Origin of the sequence: Dyadobacter sp. SG02 (genome assembly GCF_900109045.1) — a bacterium.
Taxonomy (GTDB): domain Bacteria; phylum Bacteroidota; class Bacteroidia; order Cytophagales; family Spirosomataceae; genus Dyadobacter.
In genome coordinates, this window is record NZ_FNYL01000005.1 from 91,822 (window position 1) to 110,280 (window position 18,459).

Sequence of the window (18,459 nt, forward strand, 5' to 3'; positions counted from 1 at the left end):
TCTTTTGAAAAAACTTTGGTAAATAACGTTACTTTTCCTGAAATGTAGCGTCTAAATGGTCGATGTTGAACTGTTTTGCACGCTATAAATATTGTGCTGTAAGTTTTTCCCAATCTCAGCAACCTATTGGGAAAGATTTGATTTTTTATGGAGAAAATTTTTCTTGAAACGATCGGGGCGCATCAGCGGATCATTTTTAAGGTGAGCAGGATGTACCGCAATACGCCGGAAGATCAGCAGGACCTTTTTCAGGAAATCGTCTACCAGCTATGGCGCGCTTTCCCGGGCTTCCGGCAGGAGTCGAAGATCACGACCTGGATCTACCGCATTGCCCTCAATACCGCGATGGCCTCCTACCGAAAGCGCCGACCTTCAATCTCCCTCTCCGAGCATCCGCCCGACCTCGCCGATGCCAATGAAACGACTTCCGAACGCGAAGAATGGCTTTTCCGCGCGCTGCGCACCCTGAGCGAACCGGAACGGGCCCTGATTTCCCTTTATCTGGAAGACTATTCCTACGCTGAAATCGCCTCGGTGACAGGCATTTCGGAAAACTATGTGGGCGTAAAGCTCAACCGCATTAAGGAAAAACTCAAATTACTTTTAACTCCCAAAAAATGATGAATATCGATGATTTGAAATCCGACTGGCGCCGTGCCGGCGATGGATCGCTTTCTGAAAAGGAGCTGGCCATGATGACGCGCGTTCGCAACCATCCTTCGCTCCGCAAATTGCGGTTCAAGTTCATGACGGAAATGGTGGCTCTCACCGCCTTCCTTCTTTTGTATTATGATGGCTTCGATGGAGCCGGGAAACCTTTATTGCTCAATATATTGCTGGTTATAAGCATTGTGCTCTATATTTTTAATAATGCATTGGGATATTTCCAATTACAAAATCCGTCGGTAAGCGGGAATATGAGAGAGGCACTGGCCAAACAGGCCCGTTCGTTGAAGCGGTTAGCCGTATTTTCATTAACGTCGTCGGTGGTGTATGCGATCGCTCTCATGGTCTTCTTTACTTACCAAACGGCTTTCACACAGCGCAAATACATCATTTTGAGCGCATTAATTCTCTTAACCTTCCTGCTGTTCTATTACTCGTGGATCAGCTGGCAAAGAAAAATAGTGCATTTCCGACAACTGGAAGCAGATTTTTGACATTTTGCAGGAATAACGATCCATGCCATGATTTGCCAGGAATTTACAGAAGGTGACATTGCCTACCTTCCCGCCCTCGAACCCGAGGGCTGGGGCGATATCCGCCCCCGGTTCGAATACTTTTTAAGATCCGAATGCTGCAAGCCCATTAAAATTGAGGAAAACGGCCAACCCGTTGCGGTCGGCACCTCCATTTTTCATGCCGATACCGTATGGCTCGCGTGCATCATTACGCACGCGGAACACCGGAAAAAGGGCCTCGGAGCTGCTATTACGAGACATTTGATCGAAAACGTCGACCGGAACCGCTACCCGACCATTTACCTCGACGCAACCGAATTCGGCTACCCGGTATATTTGAAACAAGGTTTTGAGGTGGAAGGCCAGTATGCGCATTTAAGAAGGGAGGACAACGTTCCGGAACTTACCCATTCCGCCAACATCCAGCCATTTACCGAAAATTTCCGCGAAGCGGCCTACGCACTCGACCGCATGGTATCCGGCGAAGACAGGCGCGGCGTTATGGCCGAATTCCTGGCGGACGCAATCGTGTATTTGGGCTCGAAAGGAGATTTGCAGGGCGTTTACCTGCCCTCATGGAGCGACGGGCCCATCATCGCGGCCAACGATGAAGCGGGGTTCGCATTGATCAGATTACGCGCGCAGGTGCGGCCGGTGGCAATCCTGCCGCTGAGTAATACCGAAGGTTTGAAATACCTCCAAGAAATTGGGTATAATATGTACCGGACGTCCCGACGCATGATCCTCGGGCCGAGCAGGGTATGGCAGCCGGAGCGGCTCCACAACCGCATCAGCGGTGCATTGGGGTGATCAGCGCAGTACCAGTTCGCTGATTTTCGAGAATTCGGTGTGCGGCGCCATGGCTTTTACGATCCCCTTGCGGTCAACCAATATGAAATAGGGCGTCTCGCTGATCTTGTAGCGGTGATTGAAACCGTACGATTCCGGAACGGGAATGAAACCGCAATTCCGTTTCGGAATCGCTTCCAGGCATTCCTCCTCTGTATTAAGGGTGGTACCAAGTGAAATTATCTCGATCCCCTTCCTTTTACTCTCATCTATAAAGGCTGAAATCACCTTGGTGCTTGCTAAGGTGTACAGTGGCTTTTCGTAGCGCACCCAGAAGCCCAGCAGAATGTATTTGCCCCTCAGCCTCTCGGAATCATATTCCCGCCCGTCGAGCCCGCGCATGACGAACGGCGCGATGGGCTCTCCTACTTCCGGCATCAGGTCGGGATTGTTCATGACCGAGCCATCCTGCTGAATGTACAATTGGCTTTTTTTAATGATTTCAAAGGATGAAGCCTTGCCGTATTTATCGAATATAGGCTGGGTTTTGTATTGGCCCGGGCTTCGTTTGAGCATGTTGTCGTAGGTCTCGTAACTGATCCGCTTGCCGGTGGCGTGATCGATAATGGGCGAGTCGCGCGTCATAACGATCTGCTGGCTCACCTTGCCATTGTACCTTACCACTTTTGGTTCGTCGGACTGGCAAAATGCTGATAATCTGGCAAATCCGACAATCGCCAGCAAACAAACGGAAAATTTACTCAAACGGCTCACCAACATTCTGCCTCGAAAGATTGTATTAGTATCAAATATTTGGTATTTTCATGCACAAATAATAATCCGGCATGACCTCTTAATAACTGGTTAAAGCCGTTCAATATTTTAGGCAAATTTAACTAATTGCAAATTCTGATATGTACGAGCGGATCCGGGAGAAGTTGGGGATTCTGGCCGATGCTGCGAAATACGATGTGTCATGCTCGTCGAGCGGCAGCAACCGGAAAAATGAGAACAAGGGGATCGGGGACGCGGAGGGAACGGGCATCTGCCACACGTACACCGAAGACGGCCGGTGTGTGTCGCTATTGAAGATTCTGCTGACCAACCATTGCATTTTCGACTGCGCATTCTGTGTTTCGAGGCGTAGCAACGATGTTAAGCGGGCGGCATTCACTGTCGAGGAGGTGGTGGAACTAACGATGAACTTCTACCGGCGCAACTACATCGAGGGGCTTTTTCTGAGTTCGGGCATATTCAAAGATGCGGATTATACGATGGAACGACTCGTTCGCATTGTGAAAAAGCTCAGGCACGAGGAGCGCTTCAATGGGTATATCCATTTAAAAACGATCCCCGGCGCAAGCGACGAGTTGCTTCGCGAGGCGGGCATGTACGCGGACCGCATGAGCATTAACCTCGAAATGCCGACGGAAACCGGCCTGAAACTACTGGCGCCCGAAAAGTCGCACGCGGAAGTGAAAAAGCCTTTGAAATACATTCAGAACAGCATTACCCAGTTTGAAAGCGAGAAGGCGCTGATCAAAAGCGTGCCCAGATTCGTACCGGCCGGGCAGAGCACGCAGATTGTCGTCGGGGCCACGCCGGAGTCGGACAAGGAGATATTGTATACTGCCAATGCATTTTATCAGAATTTTTCGCTGAAACGGGTTTACTATTCCGGCTACATTCCGATCAGTAATGATGCGCGGTTGCCGGTCATCGGCTCGCAGCCGCCTTTGATCCGCGAAAACCGGCTGTACCAGGCCGATTGGCTCATGCGTTTCTACGGATTTAAAGTGCAGGAAATCCTCAACGACATTCATCCGAACCTGGAAGCGGACGTCGATCCGAAGCTCAGCTGGGCATTGCGCAACCTCGACCAGTTTCCCGTCGACATCAACACGGCCGATTATCACATGATCCTGCGCGTGCCTGGCATTGGCGTAAGCTCCGCATTGAAAATCGTTCAGGCGCGCAAGTTTAACAGGCTGTATGAAAGCCATTTGCGCAGATTAGGCATTGCATTCCGCAAAGCGCGACATTTCATCAGGTATGCAGACAGCCCAATCCAGCTCAAAGAATACGAAGCCGGCCATATCAAGGGGCTGATTCTTGCCGAAAGCAAAAGCAAATACGTCTCGAACCCGAACAACCAACTGTCGCTTTTCTGATGGAGCTCTATATTTTCGACGGATCGCTGGAAGGATTGCTGACGGCCGTTTTCGAGTGCTATAAGCGGAAATCGCCGGTTGTAAAACTCGTGACCGAATTGCGTTACGTCCCGGATGTCTTCGATTCGGGTTACCGGGTCGTTTCCGATCGCGAGAAGGGTAAGCGGGTCTGGAAAGGTCTTTGTAAAAAACTCGGGAAAGAATGGCAGCTGCGGTTTTACAAGGCATTTCTTTCCGAACAGCCGGAGGTTTTCCAGCATTTACTGAACTTCGCCCGCTACATCATCGACCAGCCGCCAGGCGCTTCCGAAAACTTCGCGCATCCCGACGTGCTGGCTATTTCCCAGACCGCACAGAAGGTCCATCGCGAAAAGCACCGGATGGAAGCATTTGTGCGGTTCCAGAAAACGGCGGACGACATTTACTACGCCCACATCGAACCCGATTTCGATGTACTCCCTCTCCTGCCCGAGCATTTCCAGAATCGTTACGCCGACCAGCGCTGGATTATTTATGATTTAAAAAGAAAATACGGGCTCTATTACGATCTCGAAAAAACGGACGAAATCGAGCTCGATGCCGCACCGCAAATGTCAATCATCAATGCGCTTCCTTCCGATCTGCTCGATGAGAAAGAGCGGTTGTACACGTTGCTATGGCAGGATTATTTCAAAAGTACCAACATTCAGGCGCGCAAGAACACGCGCCTGCACGTGAGGCACGTACCGCGTCGCTATTGGAAATACCTTTCGGAGAAGCAGGGATAGATTTTAATAATTTTCAATATTTTTTTAGTGCACGTCGCCACGGTTTTGTCAACGCGTGGTGTCTTCTGGAAATGTAGACATTCGGAGTTTGAATTGTCTTTTCCAACGATCGTTGGAATGTCCTATTCATCCACATTTTCCAGCATGCTATGAAAACTTGTACGTTCGTTATTTGCTTTTTGCTCTCAGCGATTGCCTCCTTTGCTACTGCTCCCGCGAGCGGTAAAGCCGCTAACCCTGTGCCGTTTACCGTTTGTCTGGAAGCCGAAAACAGCAATGGCGACGGCCCCCTTTCCTCGGACCCGAATGCTTCCAATGGCGTGACCCGCGGCGGGCAGAATGGTCCGGAGTATTTTGTAGAATATGTGACTAATGTTCCTTCTACGGTAAGATACAAGGTAACCCTCCGGTATTATGCTGAACGGAACTCGCTAGTGAATGTGTCCGTCAATGGCGGGAAGCCCTTCCAGGTGGAACTCCCCGCCTCGCATTCCTGGAATATCGTGTCTACGGAACATACCTTCGAAGTGAATCTGATCGGGAGTACCAACCGCATCCGCATTCAGGAACTTCCGGGCTACGATGTGAGGCAGGATAAGGTATGCTGGACCGAAATCCCCGGAACCGAATGGCCGATTTCCTGCGATTTCTCGGTGAATCCCTGGGCAGTGGGCAACCCTGCAAGCTACTTGCCCGGCCAGACGGTAACGCTTGATTCCCGGTGCTCCGGTGCCGATTGCGACGCCGCCTCGCAGGCATGGATCGGCGACGATATCATTATTCCAGGCCCCGTGGCCTCGTTCCCTGCTCCGTCAACACCAGGCGACTACATCTATCGCTTGATCGCTACCAGGTATGGTTGTGCGAAAGACACTACCGTAAATGTGACGATCCGCGTACAAAACGCGTCGGCCGAATGCGATTTCCAGATTGCACCTACCTCTGCCGCGAGCACTTACGAGGTCGGGGCAACCATCGGTTTCAGCGCTAATTGCTCGGGTGGCGACTGCGACGAGGTTCAGTTCATATGGTCCGGAAACGGCATTTTGCGGGAAGGTCGCAACATTGGTGTCGAAGCTCCTGCCACGCCGGGTACTTACATTTACGATCTTATGGCGACAAAACCCGGATGCGGCGGCAAAACCGCATCTGTGACGGTGCAAGTTATAATCCCGCCGGGTTGCGATTATGATGTATCCGCGGCGGTATCCAATGCGACACCGGCCTGCTCCGAGCCCATTACGCTTAGTTCGCAATGCACAGGGCCGGATTGCGCCGGCATCACATACGGCTGGTCCGGCGGGGGACTTAATGTATCGGGCTCGTCCGTCACTGTGCCTGCACCGTCGGTAAGTGGCACTTACAACTATTTTGTTTTTGCCAACAAAGAAGGCTGCCGCGGCAAGTCCTCGGGCGTGGTTGTCACGGTTAGCTGCGAGTCAAACCCCACAGAGCCGTTCAGCGCGTGTGTGGAAGCCGAAAATTCGAATAGTGACGGAGAAGTCACCGACGATCCCAATGCATCGAACGGCAAGACACGCGGCACGCAGAATGGCCCGAGTTATTTCGTAGAATATCAAGTCAATGGTGTGAAGGTAACGGGATTGCATCAGGTAACGCTGCGCTATTACTCCACGCAGCCTACCGGCATTACGATCAGCGTCAACGGTGAAGAAACCGCGCCGCTGACCGGCCTGGCCGCGTCGGGTTCGTGGAATATTGTATGGGCTGAGAAAACCTACAATTTCAACTTGAAGGAAGGCAATAATAAAATCCGCATCTGGAGTGGATTTGGTTACCCGGTTATCCGTCAGGACAAAATTTGTGTGACCGGCCCCGGCGGAACGGGAAATCCGCCATCGTGTGACTTCAATATCACTACGGGTGTCTCCACGACTACTCCCGCATGTTCGACAACCGTATCCGCCGGCGCCGGTTGTTCCGGTTTCGATTGCCAGTCGGTATCGTATCAATGGAGCGGAAACGGTACAAATTCATCATTCAGTTATGCCACCATCCTTCCTCCGCGCGCCAACGGTACTTATACCTACACTTTGACTGCTTCTAAAAACGGCTGCGCATCGGTGGTCAAAACGATCGATATCACCGTTAATGGCTGTGAACCGTCCGGGCCATTCAGCGCATGTGCGGAAGCAGAGTGGTCGGGCAGCAACGGCCCTACCAGCAGCGACCCGAACGCATCGAACGGACAAACAAGAGGGGCGCAAAATAACTATGATTATTATGTCGACTATTATATCGCCGACGTACCTGCGGCGGGCGTCTATCCCGTGACTTTGCGTTACTACGCCGAAGCGAATGCGCAGGTAAGCGTGTCGGTTAACGGGAACGCTGCGATTGGGTCCGCACAGCTACCTGCCAGCAACAGCTGGAACATTGTAGCCCGCGAAGAAATCATCAACGTACCATTGTCCGCAGGTAACAACACCATCCGCATTCAGGGATTGCCGGGCGCCGCATGCCGCCAGGACAAAATTTGTGTTGGAAACATCCTGAGCAATGCCCGGATGGCCGTACCGGAGCTTAATGCGCTTCAAAATGATACGCCGCTGCTCCAAGCTTATCCTAACCCTGCACCCGGCGAGTTCAAAGCGAGCTTCCATTTGAAAACCGGTGAAGCGGCTACCATCCGCGTGACGGACGTTCAGGGCAAAGTCTGGCATACCCGCAATGTCAGCGGAAAAGGCCCGCACGAAGAGCGCATAACCCTCGGCAATGCACCGGCAGGCATTTACCTCCTCCAAGTGAAGAAGCCGGATTCGGTGGAAACGAAAAAGATTTTACTCACGCATTAAATGCAAAAAGCGGTTGCCTGTTCCCGGGCAACCGCTTTTCTTATTTCCATTTGCTTCCCAACCAGGACTTTCGGAACGCCTGCATCGCTTCCGAAACCGTCTTTCCTGCCTCCTCGTAAGTCATTACCTGCAAGCGCGGGTTTTCGATCAGTTCCAGCATAGCCGTCTTCTGCTCATCGCGGTGCTTGTATTCCACGGCAATCTGATCTCCGGGTTTATGATTTTTAAGAATTGAAACCAGTTCGTCGTTTTTCGATACCAACTTTCCATCCAATTTCTGGATTTCGTCGTCGATGTCCAGCCCGGCCTTATAAAGCGGGCTTCCGATAATGGTATTTGAAGTGATCGTCAAGCCGGGACCTTCTTTATACCGGATATCGCCGATCCAGGCTTGTCCTTCAAACTGTTTTTTCAACAACAATCCCGCATTGGCCAGCAGCGGCGTGTAATCAAGTGGCTCATGCCCGTTGATGTATTTGGTAAAAAACTGCTGTGCAAAAACCTTGTCCTTCGTATAAGTGGCCAAAACAGTTTCAAGATCCGCCACATTGTAAGCTACTTCCGGTTTCCCGTGTTTTGCCCAAACGGCTTTCATAAAATCGTCGAGATTCAATCCTTTACTCCGCAATTGAAGGTCCAATGCGAGCGCTATCGACGCGCCGTAAGGGTAATAGGAAGTATAAATATTGGGATAATTGGTTTTGTCGATGGCCACGCCCGCATCGACGAAAACCGCATTGGTACTGGCCTGCACGGGCGAAATGCGTTTGGTACCGGCTGTATTCTCTTTGGTATTAACCAGGGAAGTCAAGGTCCTGCAATACTCTTCCAGCGGATCGAACCCCGCCCTTTCGAGGATCAGATCACCATAGTATTGGGTAAAACCTTCGGCAAACCAGAGCTCGAAACTCATATTGCTCTTTTCAAAATTGAAAGGTTCGAGCGTTTTAGGACGAATGCGCTCGACATTCCAGGTGTGGAAAAACTCATGGGAAAATACGCCCAGCAGGTTGTCGGAACCGTCGAATGCGACCGGCAGGGTTATCATCGTGCTGTTCCGGTGCTCCATACCATCGCCTCTGACATAGGGATTGATGCTCGCAAGGAAGGTGTAGCTGCCGTTGTCGAATGCGGGAAACTCGCCGAAAACCATCCGCGCCTCTTCCGTAATGCGTTTCACCTTGCCGGCAAATGCGGTGGCGAGCGAATCGCTGCCTTTCGCTTCCAATGCCAATCTGAACTGCGACGGCCTGTTGTCGGCATTAGGAACCGTCCATTCTTTAATCGTCAGTTGCCCGATTTTCGTGGGTGAATCCATGAAGTATTGCAAATCCGGCGCTGTGAAGACGTTGGCGTCGCTGGTGGTTTTGAGCTGGGTAGCAATCGTCCATTGGTTCGGCTTGGGCAGGTTAAATGCAACCGTGATCGGCGCTTTTTCCAGCTCTTTTACCCACATGAATGTCGCGGGCATATTCAGATGCACGCTACTGGCGTCGATGCCGGCGTAGGTACCGTCGGCATGGTTGGCATATAAAGTGTATTCGACCTTCACGAATCCATTGATACCGGAGATTTTGTAAACATCACCATCCACGCGCTGCACAGGAACCGGCTTGCCCGATTTGTCAAAAGCCACCACGTCATAGATATTCTTCCCGTACTCGTGCGTAGCGTACCTGCCCGGAGAAGAGCGCGACATTCTGAAATGCAGCTCTTTTTGAGGTGCATCAGCAACGCTCAACGCAATGCGGGCCTCGTGGTGGACGATATTAGGAAAGGATACATCGTAGCGGATCGTTTGCGCAAACGCGTACGAGCACATCATGGGCGTGGCGAGCAAAGCGGCCAGTTTTTTCATGGATTGATGAAATGATTTTGAAGTGACAAGCCGCCAATTTAACCGAATAACCGAACATTTGAAGCCACCATACCGCTACTAACCCGATTATTGCTTAATTTTTCCGGTTCAAATCCCATTAAAACTCAAAATAGTATCGACCGTCCATGAAGAAACGCTTACTACCCCTGGCCCTGACCCTCGCTATCACCTCGCAATACGCTTACAGCCAAACGAAAGCTCTTTTCAACGGCAAGGACCTCAAAGGCTGGCACATCGACGTGCCGGAAATGGACAAAGACCCGAAGGCGATCAACCCGTTTCTCGTACGCAATGGCCTGCTCGTAAGCCTGGGTACGCCCGGCGGACACCTGATCACGGACGCGCAGCACGAGAATTTCCGCTTTACATTCCAGTATCGTTTTGCAGGCAAACCGGGCAATTGCGGCGCGCTGGTATTCGTTTCCAAGCCGCGCGATTTGTATGAAATGTTTCCCAAATCCATTGAAGTACAGCTCATGAACCAGAACGCCGGTGATTTCTGGTGCATTCAGGAGGACATTACCGTACCCGACATGGAAAAGCGTCGCGGGCCCAAGGAAAAATGGGGCGTCAACGGCGACAAGCTCCGCCGCATTCCCAACCTCACTGACGGCACCGAAAAGCCGCTGGGCGAATGGAATTCGATGGTGATAGAATGTGTTAAGAATTCAATCAAAGTATGGCTCAACGGTGTACTCGTCAACTACGGCTATGACGCGACGGCTTCCAAAGGCCAGATAGCATTGCAGTCCGAAGGCTCCGAAGTTGAGTTCAAAGATGTTAAACTGACGCCGATTAAAGCGCTTTCCAAGTAATGAACCTTAAATCAAACCGCCTGGTCAGGAATATTGCCATTATCGTGGTGCTGGTCGCCAATATCGGCTGCGATCAGATATCGAAAAGCGTGGTCCGGGAAAATGTGGGCTTTTACCAAACTATCCACGTGATCAAGGATTACGTGACCATTACCTATGTCGAAAACACCGGCGCGTTCCTCAGCATCGGCAGCTCGCTACCCGACTCCGTCAAAATTTTTGTGTTGTCCGTCATCCCGCTGATCGCGCTGCTTTTCGGCATTATTTATTTACTCACCAAAAAGAATCTGACCTGGCTGAGTGCCCTCGCGCTGAGTTTTGCGATCGGCGGCGGCATCGGCAACATTTACGACCGCCTAGTCCACGGTTCGGTAACCGACTTCATGCACATTAATTTCGGGCTATTCCAAACGGGCATATTCAATATGGCTGACGTTTCGATCATGACTGGGATGTTTATCTTCCTGTACCAGTCATACAGCCGGCAAAAATCACGGTTTCCGGGGCTTTGAGGTAATGTTGTAGCAACGTATTGATCATTGACGATGGTATTTAACGCCCGCATTGTCGTTACATGCCTGGCTGCATTTCCAAACACGGGTAATCATTTATTTTGCCACCAATGTTACATCGTTACCGCGATTTGGCGTAGAAGTGTGCATAAGGTTCACAACATTGGTACAATTTCCGCCATCCACCAAACCGCACCCCGCCAAGCGCCAGCGGCGCGCAATACTTGTAGAGTTTGCGCATTTTCAAAACCAGATATATCGGAAGTGCCGTCATGCACGCAACGTTGGTAGCATTCAATCGCATCCATTGCCCGGAAAAATGCCGTCAGGCATGTAACAGCGTCGTGAACGCAGGAGGCCCCGCCGGGGCCAAGCATCTGGGCAAAATCTGGTTTGCGACAAACCGGATGCCCCTCCGGAGCCCTCGAACCGGACCGCATTGGAATAGCCATCAGCGGGAGCATTGTTATCCCGTTGCAGCACGACGCACATAATGCCATGAAAATCGCGTTTCCAATTCGCTTACCAAAACCGCACCCCGCCAAGCGCCAGCGGCACGCAATACTTGTAGAGTTTGCGCATTTTTAAAACCATAGACATCGGAAGTGCCGTCAGGCACGCAACATTGGCAGTATTCAACCGCATCCATTGCCCGGAAAAATGCCGTCAGGCATGTAACAGCGTCGTGAACGCAGGAGGCCCCGCCGGGGCCAAACATACGGGGAAAATCGGGTTTGCTACAAACAGTGTACCCCTCCGAGTCCTCGAACCGGACCGCATTGGAATAGCCATCAGCGGGAGCATTGTTATCCCCTTTCCGCACGACGCATATAATGCCCATGAAAATCGCGTTTCCAATTCGTCAACCAAACCGCACCCCGCCAAGCGCCAGCGGCGCGCAATACTTGTAGTTTGCGCATTTTCAAAACCATATACATCGGAAGTGCCGTCAGGCACGCAACGTTGGTAGCATTCAATCGCATCCATTGCCCGGAAAAATGCCGTCAGGCATGTAACAGCGTCGTGAACGCAGGAGGCCCCGCCGGGGCCAAGCATCTGGGCAAAATCTGGTTTGCGACAAACCGGATGCCCCTCCGGAGCCCTCGAACCGGACCGCATTGGAATAGCCATCAGCGGGAGCATTGTTATCCCCTTTCCGCACGACGCACATAATGCCCATGAAAATCCCGTTTCCAATTCGTCAACCAAAACCGCACCCCGCTAAGCGCCAGCGGCGCGCAATACTTGTAGAATTGCGCATTTTCAAAACCATATAACATCGGAAGTGCCGTCAGGCACGCAACATTAGCAGTATTCAATCGCATCCATTGCCCGTTAAAATGCCGTCAGGCATGTAACAACGTCGTAAACGCAGGAGGCCCCGCCGAGGCCAAACATACGGGCAAAATCGGGTTTGCTACAAACAGTGAGCCCCTTCGGGGCCCTCGAACCGGACCGCATTGGAATAGCCATCAGCGGGGGCATTGTCCCCTTGCGGCACGACGCATATAATTCCATGAAAATCGCGTTTCCAATTCGCTAACCAAACCGCACCCCGCCAAGCGCCAGCGGCGCGCAATACTTGTAGAGCTTGCGCATTTTCAAAACCATATACATCGGAAATGCCGTCAGGCACGCAACATTAGCAGTATTCAACCGCATCCATTGCCCGTTAAAATGCCGTCAGGCATGTAACAACGTCTTGAACGCAGGAGGCCCCGCCGGGGCCAAACATACGGGGAAAATCGGGTTTGCTACAAACAGTGAGCCCCTCCGGGGCCCTCGAACCGGACCGCATTGGAGTAGCCATTAGCGTGGGCCTTGTCCCCTTGCGGCACGACGCACATAATGCCATGAAAATCGAGTTTCCAATTCGTCAACCAAACCGCACCCCGCCAAGCGCCAGCGGCGCGCAATACTTGTAGAATTGCGCATTTTCAAAACCATATACATCGGAAGTGCCGACACGCACGCAACATTGGTGGTATCCAACCGCATCCATTGCCCGGAAAAATGCCGTCAGGCATGTAACAACGTCGTGAACGCAGGAGGCCCCGCCGAGGTCGGCAAATCCGGAGAATTCACTGTGCTGCAAACCGGATGACCCTCCGGCCGACGAAATCGCAAACCGGCCACATCAATACACTTGGTTAAGAACCCCGAAAAGCAAAAATGGCTCCCGAGTAATCAGGAGCCATTCTTACATTTTGGAATAACAATGTGCTTACGCAGCGCCAACCGACTTACGAATGATATTCAACGCAGAGCCTGCCTTGAACCATTCGATCTGCTGGGCATTGTAGGTATGGTTTACAGGGAATTCCTCGTTGGTACCGTCGTTGTGGTGCAACACGATCGTGAGAGGTTGTCCTTCTGCAAATGTTTCCAGACCAAGGATATCGATCGTATCGTCCTCCTGGATTTTGTCGTAATCCGCAGTATTCACGAATGTAAGCGCCAGCATACCTTGCTTTTTCAGGTTGGTTTCGTGGATACGGGCGAATGATTTGGTCAAAATCGCGCGTACGCCCAGGAAACGCGGCTCCATGGCCGCGTGCTCGCGTGAGGAGCCTTCCCCGTAGTTTTCATCACCTACCACGATCGTACCGATCCCGTGCGCTTTGTAGTCACGTTGAACCGCCGGTACTTCGGAGTATTGGTTGGTAAGCTGGTTTTTAATGGTGTTGGTCTTCTCGTTGTAAAAATTGACCGCACCGATCAGCATGTTATTCGAGATATTGTCGAGGTGTCCCCGGTATTTCAACCACGGGCCTGCCATTGAAATGTGGTCGGTGGTGCATTTTCCTTTTGCTTTGATGAGCAGTTTCAAACCCACCAAATCCGTCCCTTCCCACTCAGGGAATGGTGCGAGGAGTTGCAGACGATCGGACGTCGGGCTTACCAACACCTGAACTCCGCTACCGTCCTCGGCAGGGGCCTGGAAACCGGCATCTTCTACCGCGAAACCTTTGGTCGGCAATTCGAGGCCGCTTGGTTCGTCGAGCAATACTTCAACGCCGTCGGTATTCACCAGTTTGTCGACACGCGGGTCGAATGTAAGGCGTCCGGCAATGGCCATGGCGGTTACAATCTCCGGAGAAGCCACGAAAGAGTGCGTGTTGGGGTTACCGTCGGCACGTTTCGAGAAGTTACGGTTGAATGAGGTGATAATGGAATTTTTCTCTCCCTTTTCAGCACCGTGGCGCGCCCATTGACCGATACAAGGTCCACAAGCATTCGCGAGCACTACCCCGCCAATTTGCTCGAAAGTATCGAGGAAGCCGTCGCGTTCTACCGTGTAGCGCACCTGTTCCGAACCTGGCGTGATGGTATATTCGGAGGTAACCTGCAATTTTTTATCAACAGCCTGTTTGGCAAGAGAGGCCGCTCGGCTCACGTCTTCATAGGAAGAATTGGTGCATGAACCGATCAGACCGACCGAAAGAACTTCCGGCCATCCGTTCTCCCTTACTGCCGTAGCGAATTTGGAAAGCGGCCATGCCAGATCCGGTGTGAATGGTCCGTTGATATGTGGTTCTAGGGTAGAAAGGTCAAGTTCCAGCAACTGATCGTAGTACGTCGCGGGATCTGCATAAACTTCATCGTCCGACCGAAGATACTGCTTAACGGCATCCGCCGCATCGGCAACATCCGCCCGCTCCGTTGCTCTCAGGTAAGCGGCGCTCTTGTCGTCGTAAGCGAAAATCGAAGTCGTAGCGCCAATTTCAGCGCCCATATTACAAATGGTACCTTTACCCGTTGCAGAAAGGCTTTCAGCGCCTTCGCCAAAATATTCAACCACATAGCCGGTTCCTCCTTTTACAGTAAGCTGTCCCGCAACCCAAAGGATCACGTCCTTCGCGGCAGTCCATCCGCTCAGTTTGCCGGTCAGCTTCACACCGATCAAACGGGGCATTTTCAGCTCCCAGGCAAGGCCGGACATTACATCGGAAGCATCCGCGCCACCAACACCGATCGCGATCATACCCAACCCGCCCGCGTTAGGCGTGTGCGAGTCGGTACCGATCATCATACCGCCGGGAAATGCATAGTTTTCGAGCACCACCTGGTGAATGATCCCCGCACCGGCACGCCAGAAGCCGAGGCCATATTTATTGGACACCGACGAAAGGAAATCGTATACTTCTTTATTCTTATCTACGGCATTTTTCAAATCCTGCGCAGCACCCACTTCGGCCTGAATCAGGTGATCGCAGTGTACGGTAGACGGCACCGCTACTTTCGGGCGACCGGCCTGCATGAATTGCAAAAGCGCCATTTGCGCCGTCGCATCCTGCATGGCTACGCGGTCGGGGGCGAAGTCTACGTAAGTCTTACCACGTTCAAAACTCTGGGTGGGGGTTCCTTCCCAGAGGTGGGAGTATAAAATTTTCTCTGCGAGGGTCAAAGGCCGCCCAACAACCTTGCGGGCGGCTTTTACTCTTTCTTCCATTCGGGCATAAACACCCTTGATCATATCTAAGTCAAACGCCATATCTCTCAAATTAATGATTACACATTTATACTTATCAACAACTGTACCACCGGTGACTATCTGCTGAGCGTCTTGATGGGCGGCGCGAACTTGGTCAGGTCTATGCCTACCACCGCAGCTTTGTATTCATCCACACTAGGAATGCGACCCAGGATGGCCGACAGCACAACCACCGGAGTAGATGCGAGCAACGACTCCCCTTTTTTACGTTCCGAATCTTCCACTACCCTCCCCTGGAAAAGACGCGTTGAAGTAGCCAGAACGGTATCGCCTTTGGCAGCCTTTTCCTGGTTACCCATGCAGAGGTTACAGCCCGGGCGTTCGAGGTACATCATGTTTTCGTATTCTGTACGTGCCGCTACTTTCGGAGCATTGTCGTCGAATTCGAAACCGGAGTACTTCTGCAATACATCCCAGTCACCTTCGCTTTTTAGCTCTTCGATAATGTTATAGGTAGGTGCTGCCACCACAAGCGGTGCATGGAATTCCACCTTTCCCTTTTGCTCTTCCAGGTTTTTAAGCATTTGAGAAACAATCTTCAAATCGCCTTTGTGGACCATACAAGAACCTACAAATCCAAGATCTACCTTTTTATCGTCGCCGTAGAAAGAGATCGGGCGGATCGTATCGTGGGTATATCTTTTGGAAACGTCTTTGTTGTTAACGTCCGGGTCGGCGATCATTGGCTCTACGATCACGTCGAGGTCGATGACCACTTCCGCATAGTATTTTGCATTCGCATCCGGAGTCAAAGCCGGTTTTTCACCCGACTTAATCTCGGCGATACGCTTATCCGCTTTGTTGATCAAGCCTTGAAGAACCTGTTTGTGGTTGTCCATACCTTTGTCGATCATGATCTGGATGCGGTTTTTCGCGATTTCCAGTGATTCGATCAGCGTATCGTCCTCGGAAATATTAATGGAAGCCTTAGCCTTCATTTCCGCGGTCCAGTCGGTAAAAGTAAATGCCTGGTCGGCAGGAAGCGTTCCGATATGGACCTCGATAATGCGGCCCTGGAATACGTTCTCTCCGCCAAACTGTTGCAGCATCTGCGCCTGGGTAGCATGAACCACGTCACGGAAATCCATATGCTCCTTCATGTCGCCCTTGAAAGTCACTTTCACGGATTCAGGGATCGGCATGGATGCTTCACCGGTCGCCAAGGCCAGGGCAACGGTTCCTGAGTCGGCACCGAATGCGACGCCTTTGGACATCCTTGTGTGCGAGTCCCCACCGATGATGATCGCCCATTCGTCGATGGTGATGTCGTTTAGCACCTTATGGATTACGTCGGTCATCGAGTGGTATTCGCCTTTCGGGTCACGGGCGGTGATCAAACCGAAGTCGTTCATGAACTTCATCAGTTTCGGAATGTTGGCCTGTGCCTTTTTATCCCAAACCGAAGCCGTGTGGCAACCCGACTGGTACGCACCGTCGACGATCGGCGAAATGACCGTCGCGGCCATCGATTCCAGTTCCTGAGCCGTCATAAGCCCTGTCGTATCCTGTGAACCGACGATATTAACTTCTACACGAACATCCGAACCCGCGTGCAACACTTTGCCCGGCGTGGTTCCGACCGCGTTTCTGTTGAAGATTTTTTCTACTGCCGTCAGGCCTTGACCTTCATTGGAAATCTCTTTGGAAGGCGCAAATACAGGCGTAGGTTCGATACCGAGGATTTTCGCAGCAACTGTCTGGATTTTTTTACCAAATACAATCGCGTAGGAACCGCCGGCTCTGATAAATTCCTTTTTCTGCGGCGTAAGGGCTTTCGAAATGTCGATCAGCTCCTTTTCACCATTATAAAGTTTCTTTGTTTGGGTATTAATGGTCAAAACAGTGCCCGTCGCAACAGAGTAAACTTCCTCCAAAATAGGGTCTCCGTTTTCGTTACGAACGATAGTGCCGTTTTCATCCACCTTTTTAACCCAGTTTTTCAGGTCGATACCGATACCGCCGGTAACGTCAACCGTGGTAAGGAAAATCGGGGAAATACCATTGGTACCGCCTACGATCGGCGCAATATTCACGAACGGAACGTATGGGCTTGCCTGCTTGCCGGTCCAAAGCGCCACGTTGTTCACGCCCGACATCCGGGATGATCCCACGCCCATCGTACCCTTTTCTGCAATGAGCATTACGCTCTTGCCGGGATGTTCTTCCTGCAACAGCCTGATTTCCTGCTGTGCTTTTGGAGTAATCATACAAAGACCATGCAATTCACGGTCCGACCGCGAATGCGCCTGGTTGCCCGGAGAGAGCAAGTCCGTCGAGATATCCCCCTCACCGGCGATAAAAGTCACTATTTGGATTTCTTCCGGTACTTCGGGTAGTTTGGTGAAGAACTCGGCCTTGGCATAGCTTTCAAGAATCTCTATGGCGATTTCATTACCGCTTTTGAATGCTTCTTTCAGACGGTCCGTGTCCGCATCATAAAGGTAAACCTGTGTTTTAAGAACCTCCGCAGCTTGTTTTGCGATAGCGGCATCTTCGCCCAGGGCGAGATCCAGCAATACACCAATGGAAGGGCCGCCTTTCATGTGCGACAGCAGCTCAAATGCGAATGCGGGGGTTATTTCTTCTACTACGAATTCTCCCAGAATGATCTCTTTTAAAAACCTGGCTTTCACACCGGCAGCACTCGTCGTTCCTGGTAAAGTGTTGTAAATAAAAAATTTAAGAGAGTCTTCCCTGTGCTCGTTGCCGGAATCTTTAATCTGTGCAATGATTTCTCCCAACAATTCGGCACCATCAATCGGCTTCGGGTGAAGCCCCTGGGTTTTTCTTTCTTCAATCTCGTTAATGTAGTCCTGATAGATATTCATGATGAAATCTTTTCGATGTTAAAGGCAATATCTGTTGTCAATAAAACGGGCGAAAGTACGAAATTACGGAATATACGGAGGTACTTCGGCCGATTTTCGCTACTATTTAAAACCAGTATATTCTAGTCGTTCATTAAGATAACCGCCTCAAAATTTTTTTTGTTCTGACAACCTGTATATTGAGGAAATAATTTGAAACACCCCCT

Annotated in this window: 13 protein-coding genes; 8 read left to right on the forward strand and 5 right to left on the reverse strand. The window is 51.3% G+C overall.

Translation table 11 applies throughout. The annotated features are described in order from the left end of the window. Positions 1 to 147 precede the first annotated feature (147 nt). Genes BMW93_RS13305 through BMW93_RS13315 form a run of 3 tightly spaced genes read left to right on the forward strand, consistent with a single transcriptional unit; the run spans position 148 to position 1,991 of the window. Positions 148 to 621, forward strand: coding sequence for an RNA polymerase sigma factor (locus tag BMW93_RS13305; protein WP_090376542.1), 474 nt, complete (start codon positions 148 to 150; stop codon positions 619 to 621). After that, a complete protein-coding gene (locus BMW93_RS13310) occupies positions 618 to 1,160 on the forward strand; it encodes a hypothetical protein (protein ID WP_090376545.1) in 543 nt (180 codons plus the stop codon). Before BMW93_RS13305 ends, BMW93_RS13310 begins: the two co-directional genes overlap by 4 nt. A 27-nt stretch (positions 1,161 to 1,187) precedes the next feature. Further along, positions 1,188 to 1,991: a GNAT family N-acetyltransferase gene (locus tag BMW93_RS13315; RefSeq protein WP_090376548.1), complete on the forward strand. Its 804-nt coding sequence runs from the start codon at positions 1,188 to 1,190 to the stop codon at positions 1,989 to 1,991. On the opposite strand, the gene BMW93_RS13320 is transcribed toward BMW93_RS13315, so the two are convergent. After that, positions 1,992 to 2,714, reverse strand: a complete 723-nt coding sequence (locus tag BMW93_RS13320) for a thioredoxin family protein (RefSeq protein WP_229240418.1) — start codon at positions 2,712 to 2,714, stop codon at positions 1,992 to 1,994. 170 nt (positions 2,715 to 2,884) lie between these two features. Between BMW93_RS13320 and BMW93_RS13325 the strand changes: the two genes are divergently transcribed. From BMW93_RS13325 to BMW93_RS13335, 3 genes are all read left to right on the forward strand, one after another. Beyond that, positions 2,885 to 4,141 carry a putative DNA modification/repair radical SAM protein gene (locus tag BMW93_RS13325; protein ID WP_090376554.1) on the forward strand — a complete coding sequence of 419 codons (1,257 nt, stop codon included), beginning with the start codon at positions 2,885 to 2,887 and terminating at the stop codon, positions 4,139 to 4,141. Next, positions 4,141 to 4,908, forward strand: coding sequence for a TIGR03915 family putative DNA repair protein (locus BMW93_RS13330; RefSeq protein ID WP_090376557.1), 768 nt, complete (start codon positions 4,141 to 4,143; stop codon positions 4,906 to 4,908). Before BMW93_RS13325 ends, BMW93_RS13330 begins: the two co-directional genes overlap by 1 nt. A 149-nt stretch (positions 4,909 to 5,057) precedes the next feature. Then, positions 5,058 to 7,724 carry a T9SS type A sorting domain-containing protein gene (locus tag BMW93_RS13335; protein WP_090376560.1) on the forward strand — a complete coding sequence of 889 codons (2,667 nt, stop codon included), beginning with the start codon at positions 5,058 to 5,060 and terminating at the stop codon, positions 7,722 to 7,724. 40 nt (positions 7,725 to 7,764) lie between these two features. Here BMW93_RS13335 and BMW93_RS13340 read toward each other — a convergent pair whose 3' ends face one another. After that, positions 7,765 to 9,582, reverse strand: a complete 1,818-nt coding sequence (locus tag BMW93_RS13340) for a M61 family metallopeptidase (RefSeq protein WP_090376563.1) — start codon at positions 9,580 to 9,582, stop codon at positions 7,765 to 7,767. 146 nt (positions 9,583 to 9,728) lie between these two features. Here BMW93_RS13340 and BMW93_RS13345 point away from each other — a divergent pair, with 146 nt between their 5' ends. Together BMW93_RS13345 and lspA are read left to right on the forward strand one after the other, a co-directional pair. Continuing rightward, complete coding sequence (locus BMW93_RS13345; RefSeq protein ID WP_090376566.1) at positions 9,729 to 10,418, forward strand: DUF1080 domain-containing protein; 690 nt, start codon at positions 9,729 to 9,731, stop codon at positions 10,416 to 10,418. Next, positions 10,418 to 10,930, forward strand: coding sequence for a signal peptidase II (gene lspA / locus BMW93_RS13350; protein ID WP_090376569.1), 513 nt, complete (start codon positions 10,418 to 10,420; stop codon positions 10,928 to 10,930). The genes BMW93_RS13345 and lspA overlap by 1 nt, the downstream gene beginning before the upstream one ends. 1,876 nt (positions 10,931 to 12,806) lie before the next feature. Here the strand turns inward: lspA and BMW93_RS35160 are convergent. The 3 genes from BMW93_RS35160 to BMW93_RS13370 form a co-directional block, all read right to left on the reverse strand. Then, entirely contained in the window at positions 12,807 to 13,025 is a 219-nt protein-coding gene (locus BMW93_RS35160) for a hypothetical protein (RefSeq protein ID WP_143061648.1), read from the reverse strand. Positions 13,026 to 13,154: 129 nt separating this feature from the next. Then, positions 13,155 to 15,425 (reverse strand): aconitate hydratase, encoded by a 2,271-nt coding sequence (locus BMW93_RS13365; RefSeq protein WP_090376578.1) that lies wholly within the window; start codon positions 15,423 to 15,425, stop codon positions 13,155 to 13,157. A 56-nt stretch (positions 15,426 to 15,481) separates the two neighbouring features. After that, entirely contained in the window at positions 15,482 to 18,253 is a 2,772-nt protein-coding gene (locus BMW93_RS13370; RefSeq protein WP_090376580.1) for a bifunctional aconitate hydratase 2/2-methylisocitrate dehydratase, read from the reverse strand. Positions 18,254 to 18,459: the final 206 nt, after the last annotated feature.

What these genes read in the sequence shown, in the direction of transcription:
- BMW93_RS13345 (WP_090376566.1), top strand. Translation starts at nt 9,729, where the DNA reads ATGAAGAAACGCTTACTACCCCTGGCCCTGACCCTCGCTATCACCTCG.
- BMW93_RS13315 (WP_090376548.1), top strand. Translation starts at nt 1,188, where the DNA reads ATGATTTGCCAGGAATTTACAGAAGGTGACATTGCCTACCTTCCCGCC.
- BMW93_RS13310 (WP_090376545.1), top strand. Translation starts at nt 618, where the DNA reads ATGATGAATATCGATGATTTGAAATCCGACTGGCGCCGTGCCGGCGAT.
- BMW93_RS13370 (WP_090376580.1), bottom strand. Translation starts at nt 18,253, where the DNA reads ATGAATATCTATCAGGACTACATTAACGAGATTGAAGAAAGAAAAACC.
- BMW93_RS13340 (WP_090376563.1), bottom strand. Translation starts at nt 9,582, where the DNA reads ATGAAAAAACTGGCCGCTTTGCTCGCCACGCCCATGATGTGCTCGTAC.
- BMW93_RS13330 (WP_090376557.1), top strand. Translation starts at nt 4,141, where the DNA reads ATGGAGCTCTATATTTTCGACGGATCGCTGGAAGGATTGCTGACGGCC.
- BMW93_RS13335 (WP_090376560.1), top strand. Translation starts at nt 5,058, where the DNA reads ATGAAAACTTGTACGTTCGTTATTTGCTTTTTGCTCTCAGCGATTGCC.
- BMW93_RS13305 (WP_090376542.1), top strand. Translation starts at nt 148, where the DNA reads ATGGAGAAAATTTTTCTTGAAACGATCGGGGCGCATCAGCGGATCATT.
- BMW93_RS13325 (WP_090376554.1), top strand. Translation starts at nt 2,885, where the DNA reads ATGTACGAGCGGATCCGGGAGAAGTTGGGGATTCTGGCCGATGCTGCG.
- lspA (WP_090376569.1), top strand. Translation starts at nt 10,418, where the DNA reads ATGAACCTTAAATCAAACCGCCTGGTCAGGAATATTGCCATTATCGTG.
- BMW93_RS13365 (WP_090376578.1), bottom strand. Translation starts at nt 15,425, where the DNA reads ATGGCGTTTGACTTAGATATGATCAAGGGTGTTTATGCCCGAATGGAA.